This window comes from Halostagnicola bangensis, assembly GCF_054653435.1.
In genome coordinates this window covers 2,544,064-2,561,808 of the sequence record NZ_BAAIGG010000002.1, presented here as the reverse complement: position 1 = coordinate 2,561,808, position 17,745 = coordinate 2,544,064, and the positions used below count along the sequence as shown (strand labels likewise).

24 protein-coding genes are annotated in these 17,745 nt (G+C 59.1%); 19 read left to right on the top strand and 5 right to left on the bottom strand.

What is annotated here, in order from left to right:
- Positions 1-3: 3 nt before the first annotated feature.
- The 19 genes from ACYQ14_RS14500 to secY are packed head-to-tail and all read left to right on the top strand — an operon-like array spanning position 4 to position 10,545.
- Positions 4-483 (top strand): 50S ribosomal protein L22, encoded by a 480-nt coding sequence (locus tag ACYQ14_RS14500; protein ID WP_459889127.1) that lies wholly within the window; start codon positions 4-6, stop codon positions 481-483.
- Positions 484-1,434, top strand: coding sequence for a 30S ribosomal protein S3 (locus tag ACYQ14_RS14495; protein WP_459889126.1), 951 nt, complete (start codon positions 484-486; stop codon positions 1,432-1,434).
- Positions 1,434-1,661, top strand: a complete 228-nt coding sequence (gene rpmC, locus ACYQ14_RS14490; RefSeq protein WP_283835017.1) for a 50S ribosomal protein L29 — start codon at positions 1,434-1,436, stop codon at positions 1,659-1,661. The genes ACYQ14_RS14495 and rpmC overlap by 1 nt, the downstream gene beginning before the upstream one ends.
- An 11-nt stretch (positions 1,662-1,672) precedes the next feature.
- A complete protein-coding gene (locus ACYQ14_RS14485) occupies positions 1,673-2,173 on the top strand; it encodes a ribonuclease P protein component 1 (protein WP_283835016.1) in 501 nt (166 codons plus the stop codon).
- Positions 2,164-2,616, top strand: a complete 453-nt coding sequence (locus ACYQ14_RS14480) for a 30S ribosomal protein S17 (protein WP_283835015.1) — start codon at positions 2,164-2,166, stop codon at positions 2,614-2,616. The genes ACYQ14_RS14485 and ACYQ14_RS14480 overlap by 10 nt, the downstream gene beginning before the upstream one ends.
- Entirely contained in the window at positions 2,616-3,014 is a 399-nt protein-coding gene (locus ACYQ14_RS14475) for a 50S ribosomal protein L14 (RefSeq protein WP_049953233.1), read from the top strand. Before ACYQ14_RS14480 ends, ACYQ14_RS14475 begins: the two co-directional genes overlap by 1 nt.
- 3 nt (positions 3,015-3,017) lie before the next feature.
- Entirely contained in the window at positions 3,018-3,374 is a 357-nt protein-coding gene (gene rplX, locus ACYQ14_RS14470) for a 50S ribosomal protein L24 (protein WP_283835014.1), read from the top strand.
- Positions 3,371-4,066, top strand: a complete 696-nt coding sequence (locus tag ACYQ14_RS14465) for a 30S ribosomal protein S4e (protein WP_283835013.1) — start codon at positions 3,371-3,373, stop codon at positions 4,064-4,066. The genes rplX and ACYQ14_RS14465 overlap by 4 nt, the downstream gene beginning before the upstream one ends.
- The gene (locus ACYQ14_RS14460; protein WP_459889125.1) at positions 4,063-4,602 is read left to right on the top strand and encodes a 50S ribosomal protein L5; all 540 of its coding nucleotides are present in this window, start codon (positions 4,063-4,065) and stop codon (positions 4,600-4,602) included. Before ACYQ14_RS14465 ends, ACYQ14_RS14460 begins: the two co-directional genes overlap by 4 nt.
- The gene (locus tag ACYQ14_RS14455) at positions 4,595-4,771 is read left to right on the top strand and encodes a 30S ribosomal protein S14 (protein WP_283835010.1); all 177 of its coding nucleotides are present in this window, start codon (positions 4,595-4,597) and stop codon (positions 4,769-4,771) included. The genes ACYQ14_RS14460 and ACYQ14_RS14455 overlap by 8 nt, the downstream gene beginning before the upstream one ends.
- Positions 4,768-5,160 (top strand): 30S ribosomal protein S8, encoded by a 393-nt coding sequence (locus ACYQ14_RS14450; RefSeq protein WP_283835009.1) that lies wholly within the window; start codon positions 4,768-4,770, stop codon positions 5,158-5,160. Before ACYQ14_RS14455 ends, ACYQ14_RS14450 begins: the two co-directional genes overlap by 4 nt.
- A gap of 2 nt (positions 5,161-5,162) precedes the next feature.
- Entirely contained in the window at positions 5,163-5,696 is a 534-nt protein-coding gene (locus tag ACYQ14_RS14445; protein WP_459889124.1) for a 50S ribosomal protein L6, read from the top strand.
- Positions 5,697-5,699: 3 nt separating this feature from the next.
- The gene (locus ACYQ14_RS14440) at positions 5,700-6,512 is read left to right on the top strand and encodes a 50S ribosomal protein L32e (RefSeq protein ID WP_459889123.1); all 813 of its coding nucleotides are present in this window, start codon (positions 5,700-5,702) and stop codon (positions 6,510-6,512) included.
- Positions 6,509-6,958 (top strand): 50S ribosomal protein L19e, encoded by a 450-nt coding sequence (locus ACYQ14_RS14435; RefSeq protein ID WP_459889122.1) that lies wholly within the window; start codon positions 6,509-6,511, stop codon positions 6,956-6,958. The genes ACYQ14_RS14440 and ACYQ14_RS14435 overlap by 4 nt, the downstream gene beginning before the upstream one ends.
- A complete protein-coding gene (locus ACYQ14_RS14430; RefSeq protein ID WP_283835005.1) occupies positions 6,958-7,506 on the top strand; it encodes a 50S ribosomal protein L18 in 549 nt (182 codons plus the stop codon). Before ACYQ14_RS14435 ends, ACYQ14_RS14430 begins: the two co-directional genes overlap by 1 nt.
- Positions 7,503-8,132 carry a 30S ribosomal protein S5 gene (locus ACYQ14_RS14425; RefSeq protein ID WP_283835004.1) on the top strand — a complete coding sequence of 210 codons (630 nt, stop codon included), beginning with the start codon at positions 7,503-7,505 and terminating at the stop codon, positions 8,130-8,132. The genes ACYQ14_RS14430 and ACYQ14_RS14425 overlap by 4 nt, the downstream gene beginning before the upstream one ends.
- Complete coding sequence (gene rpmD / locus ACYQ14_RS14420) at positions 8,129-8,596, top strand: 50S ribosomal protein L30 (RefSeq protein ID WP_459889121.1); 468 nt, start codon at positions 8,129-8,131, stop codon at positions 8,594-8,596. Before ACYQ14_RS14425 ends, rpmD begins: the two co-directional genes overlap by 4 nt.
- 2 nt (positions 8,597-8,598) lie before the next feature.
- Positions 8,599-9,087, top strand: a complete 489-nt coding sequence (locus tag ACYQ14_RS14415) for an uL15m family ribosomal protein (protein WP_459889120.1) — start codon at positions 8,599-8,601, stop codon at positions 9,085-9,087.
- A 3-nt stretch (positions 9,088-9,090) separates the two neighbouring features.
- Positions 9,091-10,545, top strand: a complete 1,455-nt coding sequence (gene secY / locus ACYQ14_RS14410; protein ID WP_459889119.1) for a preprotein translocase subunit SecY — start codon at positions 9,091-9,093, stop codon at positions 10,543-10,545.
- A gap of 175 nt (positions 10,546-10,720) precedes the next feature.
- Here secY and gcvPB read toward each other — a convergent pair whose 3' ends face one another.
- The 5 genes from gcvPB to ACYQ14_RS14385 form a co-directional block, all read right to left on the bottom strand.
- Positions 10,721-12,196: an aminomethyl-transferring glycine dehydrogenase subunit GcvPB gene (gene gcvPB, locus ACYQ14_RS14405; RefSeq protein ID WP_459889118.1), complete on the bottom strand. Its 1,476-nt coding sequence runs from the start codon at positions 12,194-12,196 to the stop codon at positions 10,721-10,723.
- Positions 12,193-13,530 carry an aminomethyl-transferring glycine dehydrogenase subunit GcvPA gene (gene gcvPA / locus ACYQ14_RS14400; protein ID WP_459889117.1) on the bottom strand — a complete coding sequence of 446 codons (1,338 nt, stop codon included), beginning with the start codon at positions 13,528-13,530 and terminating at the stop codon, positions 12,193-12,195. Before gcvPA ends, gcvPB begins: the two co-directional genes overlap by 4 nt.
- Positions 13,531-13,722: 192 nt before the next feature.
- Positions 13,723-15,060: a hydroxymethylglutaryl-CoA synthase gene (gene hmgB, locus ACYQ14_RS14395; RefSeq protein WP_459889116.1), complete on the bottom strand. Its 1,338-nt coding sequence runs from the start codon at positions 15,058-15,060 to the stop codon at positions 13,723-13,725.
- Positions 15,061-15,189: 129 nt separating this feature from the next.
- Positions 15,190-15,882, bottom strand: a complete 693-nt coding sequence (locus ACYQ14_RS14390; protein ID WP_459889115.1) for a TVP38/TMEM64 family protein — start codon at positions 15,880-15,882, stop codon at positions 15,190-15,192.
- Positions 15,883-16,049: 167 nt separating this feature from the next.
- Positions 16,050-16,934 carry a hypothetical protein gene (locus tag ACYQ14_RS14385; RefSeq protein WP_459889114.1) on the bottom strand — a complete coding sequence of 295 codons (885 nt, stop codon included), beginning with the start codon at positions 16,932-16,934 and terminating at the stop codon, positions 16,050-16,052.
- Between the last annotated feature and the right edge of the window lie 811 nt (positions 16,935-17,745).

Sequence of the window (17,745 nt, the reverse complement as noted above, 5' to 3'; positions counted from 1 at the left end):
CGCATGGGAATCAACTACTCAGTCGACGCCGACCCAGACGCCACCGCGAAAGCGATGCTTCGGGAGCGTCACATGAGCCACAAGCACAGCAAGGAGGTCGCACGCGAACTCAAGGGTCGAACCGTTGAGGACGCACAGGCGTACCTCCAGGACGTCATCGACGAGAATCAATCGGTTCCGTTCCGCTCGCACAACAGCGGCGTCGGTCACCGATCGGATATCGACGGCTGGGACGCCGGCCGCTATCCGGAGAAAGTCAGCGAGGCATTTCTCGATCTCCTCGAGAACGTTTCCTCGAACGCAGATCATCAGGGATTCGACGGTCAATCGATGGAGATCGCCCACGTCGCCGCCCACAAGGTCGGCGAATCCGTTGGTCGGAAACCTCGAGCGATGGGACGTGCCTCGGCGTGGAACACGCCGCAGGTCGACGTCGAAATCGTCGTCGAAGAAGTCGACGCTGATGAGGGAGGTGACAACTAAATGGCAGACGAACACCAATTCATCGAAAACGGCCTACAGCGATCGCAGATCGACGAGTTCTTCGAAGAAGAGCTCGGTCGCGCAGGCTACGGTGGTATGGACGTCGCCAAGACGCCGATGGGAACGCAGATCGTTCTCAAAGCGGAAAAACCAGGAATGGTCATCGGCAAAGGCGGCGAGAACATTCGGAAGGTGACGACGGCCCTCGAAGACCGGTTCAACCTCGAGGACCCACAGATCGACGTTCAGGAGGTCGAAGAACCCGATCTGAACGCCCGAATCGTTGCCGACCGACTTTCGAACGCACTCGAACGCGGTTGGTACTTCCGAAAGGCCGGTCACACGACGATCGACCGGATCATGGAAGCCGGCGCGCTCGGTGCCGAAATCGTCCTCTCCGGGAAGGTTACCGGTGCACGCTCGCGCGTTGAGAAGTTCAACCGCGGCTACATCAAACACAACGGCGAACCCGCCGAAGAGGTCGTCGACCACGGACAGGGCGTCGCGGTCATGAAACTCGGCACCATCGGCGTGGACGTCAAGATCATCCCGCCGGGAGCCGAACTTCCTGACGACTTCCAGATCTACGACGATATGGATCCCGAAGAGGTCGTTCCCGACGCCGTCGAAGCGAACGAAGGCGTCGAAGAACTGCTCGAGGCCGAGCCCGAAGAAGACGAAACTGCAGAGGCCGACGAGGAGGACGGCGATGCTGAGGCGGACACCGACGCCGACGCGGACGAGCCCGACCTCGACGAAGAAGTCGTCGAGGAGGTCATCGAAGAAGAAGTCGAGTCTGAGGACGCCGACGCCGAGGCAGACGACGACTCCGCCGAGGACATCGAGGAAGAGCTCGATGAACTCGAGGAAGACGTCGAAGCCGAAGCCGAGGAGCTACTCGACGAAATGGAAGCAGCGGACGACGAGGACGCCGACGAGGGTGATTCCTGATGGCGATCCTCCACGTTGCGGAGATCCGCGACATGACGGCTGCTGAACGAGAAGCCGAACTCGAGGAACTCGAGACCGAGCTTCTCAACCAGAAGTCCGTCCTCGCAGCCGGTGGTGCACCGGAAAACCCAGGTCGCATCGGCGAACTGGGCCGTACCATCGCGCGGATCAAGACGATTCAGCAAGAAGAAGGCGACTTCGAAGACGAAGACACAGACGCCGAATAAACAGTATACAGATGGCACTCACACCAGAGACACTCCCGCGACACGAACTCAACGGACTTCCGGTCCGCGTCGTCGAAAGTGACGACGACGGACGGGAGGGACTCGAGGGCCGCGTCGTCGTCGAGACGACGAACACGCTCTCGATAGAGGTCTGCGTTCCGCCGGAAGCGGAGCGATGGCGAGACGGTTCGACCGTCGAGCACGAGGACGGAGAGTCTCGAGTGGTGATGGTGCCGAAATCGGGCTCGGTGTTCGAGTTCGCGATCACAGATGAAGCCGCCGAGGACGAGAAGTCCTCGGGGACTGCGTCCAAACTGGCCGACACTCAACCCTCGTCGACCGACGAGGACCGAGCTAACGGTTCCACCGTTAGCTGTCGTCGCGAGGATCCCGTAGGGGACCGCCGCGACGCCGCCGGCGAGGATGTAGCCTACGTTACGGTCGATGGATCGCGGCTGCTCTCACGACCCGCCCGACGAACAGAAACGTCAGGTGATTCACCATGGCAATAGGACTAGACGTAACAACACCTCCGGAACCAGAAAACCCGGAGGAATACGACTACGAGAAGTGTCCGTTCTACGGCGAGCTTTCCGTTCGAGGACAGATCCTCGAGGGAACGGTCGTCTCGACGGACATGGACAAGTCCGTAGTCGTCGAGCGAGAGTACGACGTGACGGTTCCGAAGTACGACCGTCAGATGAAACGTCGCTCGCGCATTCCGGCACACGTGCCGGGCGTGCTCGAGCCGCTCTCGGTCGGTGACACGGTCAAGATCGCAGAGACCCGACCACTGTCGAAGACGAAATCGCACGTGGTCGTCGAAGTAACCGAAGAAGCGACCGCCGAAGACCTCGCTGAGTTGACCCGTCAGAGCGAACCTGAACGGGAGCTCTCGGCCGAGGATGTTTCGGCGGACGCAGACGAGGAAGACGAAACCGACGGTGATCAATGATGGAGGCAATGAAAGCCGACGTCACCCAGGGACTCAAGAAGGGGTCGCTGGTCACGTGTGCCGACAACACCGGCGCACGCGAACTCAAGATCATCAGCGTTTCGGGCTACCACGGCACCAAGAGCCGCCAGCCGAAGGCGGGAATCGGTGACAAGGTGACCGTTTCGGTCACAAAGGGTACCCCGGAAATGCGCCGTCAGGTCCTCGAAGCCGTCGTCGTTCGTCAGCGGAAATCGATCCGCCGACCGGACGGCACGCGGCTGAAGTTCGAGGACAATGCGGCAGTCATCATCGACGAGAACGAAGAGCCACGCGGCACGGAAATCAAGGGCCCGATCGCCCGCGAAGTCGCAGAGCGCTTCGGAGCAATCGCCAGCACGGCAACGATGATCGTATAGACAATGAGTAAGCAACCACACAAACAGCGAAACGAAACTGCGCGTGCCCCGCTTCACCAGCGACAGAAGCAAATTCACGCCACTCTCTCGGACGATCTTCGCGATGAGTACGACACGCGTCGCACCCGCGTCAACGCGGGCGACACGGTCGAAGTCATGCGCGGCGATCACGCCGGGGAGGAGGGTGAAGTGCTGACGGTCGACCTCACGGAGCAGGTTATCCACGTCGAGGACGTGACGATCGAGACGGCAGACGGCGAAGAAGTGCCGCGACCGCTCGAGCCCTCGAACGTTCGAATCACGAACCTCGATCTCGAGGACGACCGACGCGAGGCGCGCCTGGAAGGTGAGACTGCATGAGCAACCATCAGAAACGACTCTCGGTACCGAAATCTTGGCCCGTCGAGCGCAAGACCGAGACGTTCACCGTCAAGGCCGGCGCCGGCCCGCACGGTGAAGCAGGCGTTCCGCTCGTCGTTCTCCTGCGGGACGTTCTCGGCTACGTCGACTCCAAGAAAGAAGCGCGCTACGCACTCTCGGAGGACTCGATCCTCATCAACGGAGACGCAATCAACGACGAACAGCGTCCCATCGGGATGTTCGACATCGTCGCGTTCCCCGACCTCGAGGAATACTACCGTATCTTCCCCGACGAGGGCGGCCGACTCGCGCTGACGCCGATCGACGCCGACGCGGCCGACAGCCGCCTCGGTAAAATCGACGGCAAACAGCAAGTCACTGGCGGCGATACCCAGTTGACGCTTCACGACGGAACGAACATCATCGTCGACGACGAGTACAGCGCGAAAGACTCGGTCGTCATCGACAACGAAGACAAATCGATCGTCGCTCACTTCCCGTACGAAGAGGGCGAACTCGTGACCGCCGTTCGCGGCAACCACGCCGGCAAGATCGGCACGATCGAGGAGATCGAAGTCACGCAAGGAAGCGGATCGAACATCGTGACAGTCGAGACCGACGACGAACTGTTCGAAACCGTCGAAGAGTACGTCTTCGTCATCGACGAGAAATTCACGGGTGATGATGAATGAGCGAAGCCAGCGACGCTGAGTTCCACGAGATGCGCAAACCGCGCGTCGAAAAAGTCGTCGTCCACATGGGCGTCGGCCGCGGTGGTCGCGACCTCGGGAAAGCTGAAGACATCATCGAGGAAGTTACCAGCCAGAAAAGCGTTCGTACCCAAGCCAAGAAGACCGAACCCGAATTCGGTATCCGCGAGGGAGAACCGATCGGCACGAAGGTTACCCTTCGTGACGACGACGCGGCTGAGTTCCTCGAGACGGCACTGAAACTCGCCGATCTCTCGGCGAACCAGTTCGACAATACGGGGAACTTCAGTTTCGGTGTCGAAGAACACACCGAGTTCCCGAGCCAGGAGTACGACCCGAGCATCGGGATCTACGGGCTGGACGTCACCGTTAACCTGGTCCGACCAGGCTACCGCGTCTCGAAACGCGACAAGGCGACCCAGCAGATTCCAGCGAGTCACCGACTGACGCCCGAGGACGCCATCGCGTACCTCGAGTCGAACTTCGACGTCGACGTGGAGGAGTCCACAGATGAGTGAAAGTGAAAACGAACGAACGGGCGAACACGCCGAAAAGCGCACGGGCCAGATCGAGGCCTGTCAGCGCTGCGGTCGAAAGCAGGGACTCGTCGGCAAGTACGACATCAACCTGTGCCGGCAGTGCTTCCGAGAAATCGCCCGCGACATGGGATTCAAGAAGTACAGATGACAGGGAATAACCCGCTCAGTAACGCGCTTTCGGGGCTCGACAACGCAGAAGATGTCGGGCACCTGAGCCACGAGGTACAGCCCGCCTCGAACGAAATCGGCAGCGTACTCGAGGTCTTCTACGACCGCGGGTACATCGACGGATTCGATCTCGTCGACGATGGAAAAGCCGGAACGTTCGAAGTCGAACTGAAAGGAGCGATCAACGAATGTGGGCCCGTCAAACCCCGCTACGCCGTCGGTGCCGATGGCTTCGAGAAATGGGAGAAACGATTCCTCCCGGCTCGAGACTTCGGGACGCTCGTCGTCACGACGAGCAGTGGCATTATGAGCCACTACGAGGCACGCGAGAAGGGGATTGGAGGGCAGGTGATCGCATACGTCTACTAACAATGCGAGTTGAACTGGAAATTCCCGACGAAGTAACCGCTGAGGTTGATCATCTCGACGTGACAGTCGAGGGTCCAGAAGGCACCATTACGCGGCGTCTCTGGTATCCTGACGTGACGGTCGAGGTCGAAGACGACACCGTGGTCATCGAAAGCGACAACGAGGACGCGAAAACGAACGCGACCGTTGGCACGTTCGAGAGCCACGTCGAAAACGCCTTCCACGGCGTGACCACGGGCTGGGAGTACAAGATGGAAGTCTTCTACTCTCACTTCCCAATGCAGGTCCGCTCGGAAGGCGGCGACGTCGTCATCGAGAACTTCCTTGGCGAAAAGGCAGAGCGACGAACGACTATCCACGGTGATACCGACGTTTCCGTCGACGGTGAAAAACTCACCCTCGTCGGCCCCAACAAAGAGGACGTTGGACAGACCGCAGCAGATATCGAACAGCTGACGAAGGTCAAAGGAAAGGATACCCGCGTCTTCCAGGACGGGGTCTACATCACCGAAAAACCAGCAGCCGGAGGTGCCTGATAAATGGCAGAAGATGAACACGAATCCGATGCTGACGAACAGGCTCCCTCGGAGACTGACGGTGACGTGGAAACCGAGGACGTAGAGACCGAATCCGAGCCGGAAGTCGCCGAAGAAAGCGACGAACCGGAGGATCTCGAGAGTATCAGCGGTGTCGGCGCAAGCAAGGCCGATGCACTTCGCGAAGCCGGATTCGAGTCCATCGAAGACGTCAAAGAGGCGTCTCAGGACGATCTGGCCGACACGGAAGGCGTCGGGAATGCACTCGCCGCCCGTATCAAGGCCGACGTCGGCGATCTCGAGGTCACAGAGGAGACCGAAGCCGAGATCGAAGACGAAGACGCCGAAGCGGTCGAGGAAGACGTCGAGACGGAACTGCAACCGCGCGGTCTCGTCGAGAAGACGCCCGACCTCTCGGATACCGAACAGCGATTGCTGAGCCAGCGAAGCGGCGAAGGCAAACCGCAGTTCAACCGGCAGGATTACCACATGAAAAAGCGGACCCCCGAATCCTGGCGACGCCCGCGCGGTCAGCTATCGAAGCAACGCAGGGGCGTCAAAGGAAAGGGTCCGAAAGTTCAGGCCGGCTACCGAACGCCAAAAGCCGTCCGTGGAAAACACCCCAGCGGCTTCGAAGAGGTCTACGTCGAGAACACTGACGACCTCGAGGGTGTCGACGGCGACACGCAGGCGGTCCGAATCGCCTCCTCGGTCGGCGCTCGCAAACGCGAGCGAATCGAGGAAGTCGCCGAAGACGACGGCGTCCGGGTGCTGAACCCAACCTACGTCGAAGTCGAAGTGGAGGACGAACAATGACTGATCTTTCCGCACAGAAACGACTTGCATCCGACGTCCTAGACGTCGGCAAGAACCGAATCTGGCTCGACCCCGATGCCCAGGCGGATATCGCCGAGGCGATTACGCGAGACGAAATTCGCGAACTCGTCGACGAGGGCACCATTCAGGCAGAAGATGCCAGCGGAAACTCCCGCGGCCGTGCCCGCGAGCGCAACAAGAAACGTGCCTACGGCCACCAAAACGGCCCGGGCAAGCGTAAAGGAAAGAAGGGCGCACGCCAGAACGAGAAAGAACAGTGGACGAAACAGATTCGCGCACAGCGCCGAAAGCTCCGTGAACTCCGCGACAAAGGCGAGCTGACGCCGAGGCAGTACCGCCAGCTCTACAAGAAAGCCGGCGGTGGCGAGTTCCGAAGCGTTCGGTACCTGTTGAGCTACATCGACGAAAACTACGGTGACCAATAATGGCGACAGGACCACGATATAAAGTGCCAATGCGTCGTCGCCGCGAGGTCCGGACGGACTACCACCAGAGGTTGCGCCTGCTGAAATCGGGCAAGCCCCGCCTCGTTGCTCGCAAGAGCAACAAGCATACTACGGCGCAGCTGATCTCCCCCGGCCCAGAAGGCGACGAAACGCACGCAAGTGCACATTCGAGCGACTTAGCAGAGTACGGTTGGGAAGCACCAACAGGAAACATTCCGGCAGCGTATCTGACCGGCCTACTAGCTGGCCAGCGCGCCGTCGAATCCGGTCTCGAGGAAGCGGTCCTCGATATCGGCCTCAACACGGCGACACCCGGTAACAAGGCGTTTGCCGTTCAGGAGGGTGCAATCGACGCCGGTCTCGAGATTCCACACAACGATAGTGTGCTCGCGGACTGGGAACGAACTCGCGGCGAACATATCGCCGAGTACGCTGAGAGCCTAGACGAACCACTCTACAGCGGCGAGTTCGATGCAACCGAACTACCCGAACACTTCGATGACGTACGAGAGGCAATCCTAGAATGAGTGGAAACAACTACAACGACGGCTGGCAGCCAGTCACCCGTCTCGGCCGAAAGGTCCAGGAGGGCGAAATCGAGACGATGCAAGACGCCCTCAACACGGGACTCCCGCTGAAGGAGCCCGAAATCGTCGACCAGCTCCTTCCCGGACTGGACGACGAGGTACTGGACATCAACATGGTCCAGCGGATGACCGACTCCGGACGGCGGGTGAAGTTCCGCTGTGTCTGTGTCGTCGGTAACCGCGACGGATTCATCGGCTACGCCGAAGGACGAGACGATCAGGTCGGCTCTGCCATCCAGAAAGCGATCGGTATTGCAAAGCTCAACATGATCAAGGTCCCGCGCGGTTCGGGATCGTGGGAGGACCGTTCGGACCGACCACACTCGCTGACCCACCAGACGACCGGCAAAGCCGGCTCCGTCGAGGTCGAACTCATCCCCGCTCCGGAAGGACTGGGACTGGCGGCGAGTGACACCGTCCACGCCGTCCTCGAGCTCGCCGGAATCGAGAACGCCTGGACCAAGAGCCACGGCAACACCCGGACGACGGTGAACCTGGCGAAGGCTACCTACAACGCGCTCGAGAACGCCTCGCAAGCGCGCCAACCCGAGGTGGTCGAGGGATGAAGGCGATCGTGCAGATTCGCGGCGAGGTAAACCGCAACACGGACGTCGACGACACGCTCTCGATGCTCAACATTCACAGCGTCAATCACGCGACGCTGATTCCGGACACCGACGCCTACCGTGGAATGGTCACGAAGGTCAACGACTTCGTCGCCCACGGTGAGCCGAGTCTGGAAGTCGTCGAAACGCTGCTCGCGAATCGGGCGGAGCCCCTCGAAGGGCGCCAATCCGATGTCGACGAGGAGTGGATCGACGAGAACACGGAGTACAGTGATTTCAGCGAGCTGGCCGAGGCACTGGAGGCAGAGGAGACGACCCTCCGCGATCAGGGCCTCTCGCCGACGCTTCGATTGCACCCACCGCGCGGTGGTCACGACGGCGTCAAACACGCCGCTATCGAAGGTGGCCAACTCGGAAAACATACAACCACGGAGATTGACGAGCTCCTAGAATCGATGCGATAATCATGACGAGTAAAAAACGACGCCAACGCGGCTCGCGAACGCACAGTGGCGGCTCCCATAAGAACCGGCGTGGAGCCGGCCACCGTGGCGGACGCGGCCGTGCCGGGCGCTCAAAACACGAGTTCCACAACTACGAACCGAAGCACAAACACGGCTTCAAACGACCACAGGGTATCCGAGAGGAGGTCGTCGAAATCGACGTCCAGAAGCTCGACGAGGATGTCGCGCTCTACGTCGCCGACGATCTCGCCGAGGAATCCGGCGACGGTTACGAGATCGACGCCCGTGACGTCGTCGAAGACGGTCACGAGGCAGATGTCGTAAAAGTCCTCGGTAGCGGGCAAGTCCGGAACACGCTCGTGATAACGGCCGATGCCTTTACCGACACCGCCCGTGAAAAACTCGAGGACGCAGGTGGGGAACCGGTCCTCACCGAACGCGCCGAAGAAGCTGCGGAAGCCGAAGCCGACGACGAACCCGACGAGGAATAACATATGGGATGGAAGGAAGCCGCCGAACCGGTTTTGACGAGGATGCCGACAGTACGCCGTCCGGAGGGACACGTTCCCTTCAAGCGTAAGCTGGCGTGGACGGCGGGTATTCTCGTGTTGTATTTCTTCTTGACAAACATCGACTTGCTCGGCTCAGCCGGCGGACAGGACATCTACGGTCAGTTCCGCTCGGTCATTGCCGGGGAACACGGCTCACTGTTGCAGGTGGGTATTGGCCCGATCGTCACGGCCAGCATCGTCATGCAACTACTCGGCGGTGCGAACTTGCTTGGTCTCGACACGGACGACCCACGAGACCAGGTTCTCTATCAGGGGCTTCAGAAACTGCTCGTCATCATCATGACGGCATTGACGGCGTTGCCAATGGTGTTTGCCGGCGACTTCCTCCCAGCCCAGCAGTCGCTTCAACTCGGCGGCTTTGCGTTTTCGACGACCGAGATTCAGCTGCTGATGTTCGCGCAGATCTTCATCGGCGGCGTGCTCATCCTCTACATGGACGAGGTCGTGAGCAAATGGGGGATCGGGAGCGGTATCGGTCTCTTCATTATCGCGGGGGTCAGCCAGCGGCTGGTCACCGGATTTATCCAGCCTGAACAGGGCGGGTTCCTCTACGACTGGTACCGTATCCTCTTCGGTGATGTGACCGTTGGCTCGATCTTTGCGGGCGATGGCCTGTACACGCTCTTCCTCGAGGAAGGCCAGATCATCGCTCTGCTAACGACGTTCCTGATCTTCGGGATCGTCGTCTACGCCGAGTCGGTTCGCGTCGAGATCCCGCTGAGTCACGCTCGAGTCAAGGGTGCTCGCGGTCGCTTCCCCGTGAAGCTCATCTACGCGAGCGTCCTGCCAATGATCCTCGTTCGTGCGTTGCAGGCGAACATTCAGTTCATGGGTCAGATTCTCGAAAGTCAGGTCGGCATGCCAGCCGCACTCGGCGTCTACGACGGCGCGAGCGAACCCGTCTCAGGGTTCTTCTACTACACCGCGCCGATCTACTCACCAGAAGACTGGATGTGGTGGACCGCCGCGGTCGATCAGGCCTGGTGGATGGTCATGATTCGGGTCAGCGTCGACCTCTCCTTTATGGTCATCGGTGGCGCGATCTTCGCCATCTTCTGGGTTGAGACGACCAACATGGGTCCGGACGCGACCGCGCGCCAGATCCAAAACTCCGGGATGCAGATTCCCGGCTTCCGACAGAACGTCGGCGTCATCGAGAAGGTCATGGAGCGGTACATCCCGCAAGTGACCGTCATCGGCGGTGCACTCGTCGGACTGCTCGCCGTCTGGGCGAACATGCTCGGGACCATCGGGATGGTCGACGGAACCGGCCTCCTGCTCGCCGTCTCCATTACGTACAAACTGTACGAGGAGATCGCAGAAGAGCAGATGATGGAGATGCACCCGATGATGCGCGAGATGTTCGGTCGGGAGTAGGCAGCTCTCGATTCGTTTCGTGCGTTACGGTTTCATTTTTGGACTGCTGCTAAACGGTTAACGGATGGTTTAGCGGTGTAACTCTCGAGTCATCCGTATCCGATAGCGAAGGACGCTTCCGATCGGTACTGCCTGAAATTTGCCTTCTTCAGAAGAGTTCGAAGTTAAAACGTTATTACTTCTCTTCGAGCGCGTGCCAGGACAGCCGCGGGTTCCGAGCCGCGCTGGTCTGGTCGATTCGACGCGCGGTCGTTCGCTCGGGTGCGGCCTCGAGCGTCTCGTCGTTCTCTTTGACTACCGCGTTGAACCCGCTGGCGAGCTGATCGAGCGTCTCTTTGCTCTCGATTTCGGTGGGTTCGGTCATGAGCGCCTCCGGGACGATTTCGGGCCACTTCGTCGTCGGCGGGTGGACGCCGTAGTCGAGCATTCGCTTGGCGACATCGGCCGCATCCTGGTCGCCCGCGCTGGCGACAAACTCGTGATGGAAGGGGCCGTACGGAACGTCGTACTCGATCTGACTCGCGAGGTAGTTCGCGTTGAGGACGGCCTTTGCGCTCGAGTCGGTGAGCCCCTCGTCGCCGAGTCTGGCGATGTAGGCGAAGGCCTTGACGAGGACGAGCCAGTTGCCCTGATAGCCGTGGACGTGTCCGATGGAGTGCTCGGGAGAGAACAGTTCGTAGCCGCCGCCGGATTCGCGAACGCGGGGTTCAGGAAGGTAGGGGGCGAGCTCCTCGACGACGCCGACGGGTCCAGCACCTGGTCCGCCGCCGCCGTGGGGTGTTGCGAACGTCTTGTGGACGTTATAATGCATCACGTCGAAACCCATATCACCGGGGCGGGCGCGGCCGAGGAGGGCGTTCAGATTCGCTCCGTCGTAGTAGAGCAGGCCACCGGCGTCGTGGACCATTTCGGCGATCTCAGAGATGTCGCGTTCGAACAGCCCCAGCGTGTTCGGGTTCGTCAGCATCAACGCCGCGGTATTCTCCGAAAGTGCGGCCTCGAGCGCCTCTATGTTCACTCGTCCCTCTTCGTCGCTAGGTAGGGAAACGACGTCGTACCCGCCAAGTGCGGCGGTTGCGAAGTTGGTCCCGTGGGCGCTCTCGGGAACGATCACTTCGTCGCGATGTCCCTCGCCGTTGTGTTCGTGGTAGGCCGTCGCGACGCGGATGCCGACGAACTCGCCCGCAGCGCCCGCGGGCGGTTGCAGGGTAACGGCGTCCATACCCCCAATTCGACCGAGGTACTCCTGCAGTCGGGCAAGCACCTCGAGGGTCCCCTGAATCGACTCGTCGGAGCGATCCGGATGGACCAGACCGCTTGGCAGGGCCGCGACGTCCTCCGTGAATTTCGGGTTGTACTTCATCGTACACGATCCCAGCGGGTACGGGCCGCTGTCGATGCCGTAGATCATCTGGGAGAGTCGCGTGTAGTGACGAACCAGTTCGGGTTCGGATGGAGCAGGTAACTCGAGGTCGTCTCGCGTTAACTCCTCGGGAAGCGGCGAGTCGTCGCCGATTTCGACGCGAGTGCTGTCCTTCTCGATGAGCAAGGGCTCATATCGACCGTTTCGAACGTAGCGAGCCTGATCGTATCGCGATTGTTCGGGTCGACTGCCCTCGTCGTCAGTACTTCCGGGAGGATCGTCGCTCATCGAAGCACCTCCTCTAGGGCCTCGAGGAACGCATCGAGTTTGGCGTCGGAAACGCCGGCGACGCAGATCTGTATCTCGTGTTCGCCGACGACATGGACCGCGAATCCGTGTTTCTCGAGATCGGCGGCGATCGGCTGTGCCGGTTGGTCGACGTGAGCGACGAACTCGCGGAAGTGCCGGCGATTGTGGACAGGTGCTTTGACGCCGACGAGCGCGTCGACATCCTCGGCGAGGGACTCTGCTCGAGTGACGCCGCGTTTTGCGAGCGTGACCATCCCGTCGGGACCGAGTTCGGCGGCGTGCATGGCCGTTCGAAGGGCGACCCACGCCTGATTCGTACAGATGTTACTCGTTGCGCGTTCGCGGCGAATGTGTTGTTCTCGTGTCTGTAAGGTCAGCGTGAACGCTCGCCTGTCGGTCGCGTCTTCGCTCACGCCGACGAGTCGGCCGGGTACCTGCCGAAGGTAGGATTCGCGGGTCGCGAACAGTCCGAGACCCATGCCGTAACTCGTCGGCAGACCGAGAACGCTCGCGTCACCGATGACGACGTCCGCGCCGATGTCGGCCGGTTTCTGGAGCAAGGAGAGCGCGATCGGATCGGTTCCGAGGACAAACAGCGCGTCGACATCGTCGGCGACCGCACCGATTTCCGCGAGTCGTTCTTCGATCGTTCCCCGAACCGTCGGGTTTTCGGCGTAGATCATGACGGTCTCCTCGTCGACCGCGCGCTCGAGCGCCTCGAGATCGACGTTTCCGTCGTCGGTCGCGTAAGGTTCGACGGTGAGGTCGGTTCCCGCGACGTAGTTCTCGAGGGTGCTCCGTCTCCCGTCGCGCAGAATATCGGGGACGAGAACGCGGTGGCCCGAGCTGTCACGAACCCGTTCTGCGAGGGTTGCCGCTTCGCCGAGTGCGGTCGCGGCGTCGTACATCGAACAGTTTGCGATCCCGAGGCCGGTCAGTTCGACGAGCAACGACTGGTACTCGAACAGCGCCTGCAAGAACCCCTGCGAGACCTCGGGCTGGTACTGCGTGTAGGAGGTCAAAAACTCCGAGCGGTCCGCCAAGTGATCGACGGCCGAGGGAATGTAGTAGCCGTAGTGACCTCGTCCGAGAAGTTCCGTCAGATCGTCGTTCCGTTGGAGTATCGAACGGACCAGTTGCCGAGTTTCGCGTTCAGTTCTGGCGTCAATTTCAAACTCGCCGTCGTACTGTACCTCCTCCGGAATGTCGAACAGTTCCTCGACGGTCTCGACGCCGACCGCCTCGAGCATGGACTCGGTATTTTCGTTCGTATGGGGGGCGTACGGACTCCCCGTTGCATGTAATCCGTTCATGGGTAGCGAAGGTCTCGGACGGACAAAAACTGCGTTCTCAGACCGCGAGCACCCGAGGGGTCAGTCCGAAACACGTTAGTAACTACTACCGAACAGAGGGTAATGAACGCACCTCTTTCAGTCGAGCGCTGAATCGAAAATCGACCGATAGTCGCGTCGAAAACAGTCCTCGCCGCAGTCGGATTTGATACGTTACTCGACGTACTCGTACTCTCGTTCGCCCATCCGGCCCCAGCCGCCGAAGACGAATTCGCCCTCCGGGGTGGTTAGCGACTCGACATCGACGTCCATATTGTGGTTGTGAACGTCGTGTATCTCCTCGTAGTCGTCCCAGCTCAGTTCGTACCGCTCTTCGAGCTGTTCGTCGACGTTTAACGCACCGATTTCGTCCTTCCAGGCGTCCTGAACGACTTCGGTGTGAATCTCGGCCTGCGCACCGCTTCCGTAGGAACCGACAGCCAGCTTCTGGCCGGAGAGGTCTTCGCCCTGCTCGAGGGCGTGTTTGAGCGCACTGATTCGCGCAACGTGGACCGAGCCCGTGTACCAGTTCCCGACCTCTCGAGCGATTGTCAGCGTCGGATCGATCGTTTCGGCGTACCACTCCTGGTAGCGGTCGGTCTCTTTGAGACCGTCCATGTACTCCCGGAGGGCCTCGCGGAACTCCTCGTCAGTTTCGAAGGCCTCCGGACGCGGCTGCCGACCGATTTCGTCTGCGAGTTCGTCTTCGACGGCCGTATCCCGGATGATGTGACGGTAGGCCAGCATCGCCGCCTTCCGGACCATTCCGGGGAACGGCGTGTGGAACGGAACGAACCGGACGTCGTCGAGGTGAATCTCTCCGGCGACGCTCTGGTAATCGACCAGCGCCTCCCGCATCCGGGCGAGATAGACCTGCACCGATCGTTTACCGTCGACGCTCGGGAACTGCTGGTTGGGCTTGAGAAAGTCCGTCTCATCGGCCGAACCGTAGCCCTGTTCGGTCGAAAGCGTGACGAGATCCGGGTCCTCGGTAATGTACAGTGCGACGGCCCCTGCTCCCTGAGTCGCTTCGCCGGGGTCGTCTCGAGCGTACAGCGCCGTGTCGGTCGCGATTACGAGCGCCCCGCGGCCACGATTCCGACCCGCGCGGATCCAGTTGTACGCGTCGTCCAAACTCTGGGTGCCGGCGATACAGGCGAACTTCCGCTCGCCCTTGTTTGCATGGTGGAAGTCGCCCTCGAAGACCGACTCGAGGCAGCCGGCGATGTACGTCGAAACCGGTTTGGAGTTGTCGAACGCGCTCTCGGTCGCGACGTCGATCCGGCCGACATCGTCGGGTTCGAGGCCCTTGCGTTCCATCAACCGGTGAGCCGCGTTAGCTCCCATCGTGACGATATCTTCGTAGCTATCGGGGAACGAACTGGCGTTCAGGCCGAGTCCCTTGGTGTATTTTTCGGGGTCTTCGCCCTTTTCGGGTGCGAATACACCAGGTAAATCGAGTTTGAGATTCCCGGTCCAGATCTCGACGGCGTCGATACCGACTGCGGTCATACTTCCGTAATGTGGGTCGGGATACATGGTATTGTCGTTTGGAGTTTCGACGACTGTCGATTTCCGCTACGGAGAGAAACCACGCTCGAGAAGATGTCTACCAAACGCGACCGACAAAACGAACGAAGACTACTGGGCGTCAGGCGATTGCGATCGGATCGTTCGGTACGCCGGGCCCGCGAGCAAAACGACAACGGCAACGAGACAGCCAGCGGTAAGGAACAAGCCCAGTTCGCCGAGTCCGTCCGTACGCACGGTTGCGGCGGAGGAACCGACGACGACCGCGGTGATCGTCCACGGGAGTTCGCCGAGAACTGTCCCGATGACGAATCGTGGATAGGAAACGCCGCTTACAGCCGCAGTGCACGTCGAGATATCCGACGGAATCGGAGCGAGTCTCGAGACCGCGACCCCGCGAATCTGACCGGCGGTTCGATAATATTGACAGATGGCGGTCGCCGTTCGATCGATGGCACCACCGAATGGGAGCTCCGCCAACGACGAGTCGTTCGGATCCGAAACGAACCATCGAGCCGCGACGAAAACCGGCGTCACGGTAACGATCACTCCCACCAGTGCGATCGGAACGCCGAGTGCCACGCCGAACCCGTAGCCGACGACGAGCGCGAGCGGCGTGGTCGGCCAGGCGAACAGCGGGCGAACCAGATACAACCCGGCAACAACCAGCCCGAACAGAACCGGGTCGCCGGCAACTGACTCGAGAAACGTTGCCGTCGAACCGGGTGAAAGCACTACCCCAGCAGTGAGGATCCCACTCACGAGAAGTATGCCTCCGATCGCACGCCGCGGGATCCGTGACATCAACCGACGTTCGAACGCTATCGTTGAAGGTGTTGTGACTCTTGGACTGGTGATCTTCTTGATCCTAACGCTGTTAGCTGACCACGCTGCTAATGTTATCCCGAAACGGGGGTTGGTAACTCTGATAATTCGATTACGATATAAATACGAAACTGTGGCCAGTATCGTTACGAGTCGCTACGTTTGACTCGAAGTGAGTCCCCGTCGATATCGGTCTGGAGGTTCTGCGTTTTTGTCTCATACGAGACATCATGACTCACACTCCACGGGTATGCGACCGAGACGCCACTGACATCGCCCTCTTCCCACGAATAATCATAAGCGGCGTGGATCGCAGAGTCGTCCTCGTGATCAGGACCAGTCCTCAGGTAGACACCGGCGATTCGTGGCCGACTCCAATCGTATTCGTCTCTGTCAGTAGTGCCGGTCTTCATACAGGCAATTTTCGAGTTAACACGATACCCGACACCCTCCTGATTCCAACTGCCGTTATCCCATGAGACATCCTCACTGGTCGTTGTCGAGCCTGGAAGATCGTTGCGATCAATGACCTGCCAATGGTCCTCATCCCAAAGAATCCCAGCACCATCCGTTGGATTTTCTGGGCCCTCATACCCGTACATATCAGTGTGGTTCATGTAGTAATACCGCATTGAGAGACTCGCGTAGTACCGGGCTAGTTGATAATTGAAACTCAGCGTCAGCCTGAGACCAATATCGCCATCACATTTGTCTGGCTCAACACAAAAACCTCCTTGACCAGTACCTTCCTGAGTACTCATGCCCTCTTCCTTATCAGGTCGAGAGTTCACGAGTCGGGTGTACGTAGTTGGGATATCGTGCTCCTCCAGGTAATTCACCCGCTCTTCGATGCCCGCGCGCAGTTCAATCTTGTTTGCTTTCTGGATATGCCGCTCGAACTCCTCCTGACTGTAACCACGCTGTTGATCGGCGGATACCATCGATGTCCCTAAGATACTACTAACTCCGGCAAGTCCAGTTGATTTTAAGATTTTTCTCCGATCAATCCACTGGTTGCTTACCTGATCCATTACCAGAAGCAATCACATCCAATAATATAAATTTCGCAATATTTATGGAGGGGATTTAACTCGGTTGTGAGTTATGATCAACAAACTACCAGGCACATCCATAGGTCAACGTTACGTCGTCAGGTTCGTAGATCATCAGCGTAATTCGTGGATCATCATCTGCTATTACACAATCACGCGGCGGATTATATTCGAATTCTTCGGATTGTGATTCGTTCAACCCAAGGTGGATTTCGGTTGGGGTTCTTTGAATAGATTGGGTCTGGTCACCGGAGCCCGGTTCCATCTCATATCGATGCTCAAACATTACTCCAGAATTAGATAACACGGTAAGGTCAATGGTTAAAACCTCGTCCCAACCGTTATGAACGTCAATAGGAATTGACTCCTGCTGGTGTCTATCATTGAAATAGCTACATCCAGAGACTACCACCCCAACTGGCAAGGAGCAAAGTGTAGCAATGATCTGACGACGATGCATGTAATATATTCGTCGCCGACATCCTATTTTTCCATTGTCAGGAGGGTATAGAAAGTGTCATAGGATTCTATCATCATTTAAAATTTATTAGTCTCGTCTATTTGTTGTTATGTATGAGTTCATGCCTACAGATTGATCTTGGATCGGTTGACAGTCATTTATTTGTCAAAACCTAATAATGTACTCTCACATAGTCTGGGTAAATGGATGGAAACGTGCTGCGTAGTCGAGAAACCACAAAATCTATTATTCAAGGTCCATCTTCTCGACGGCGCAAGGAACTCGTCTGCGCCGATCTCCCAAGTTCCATTGCCCCTCGAGTTCGGACGC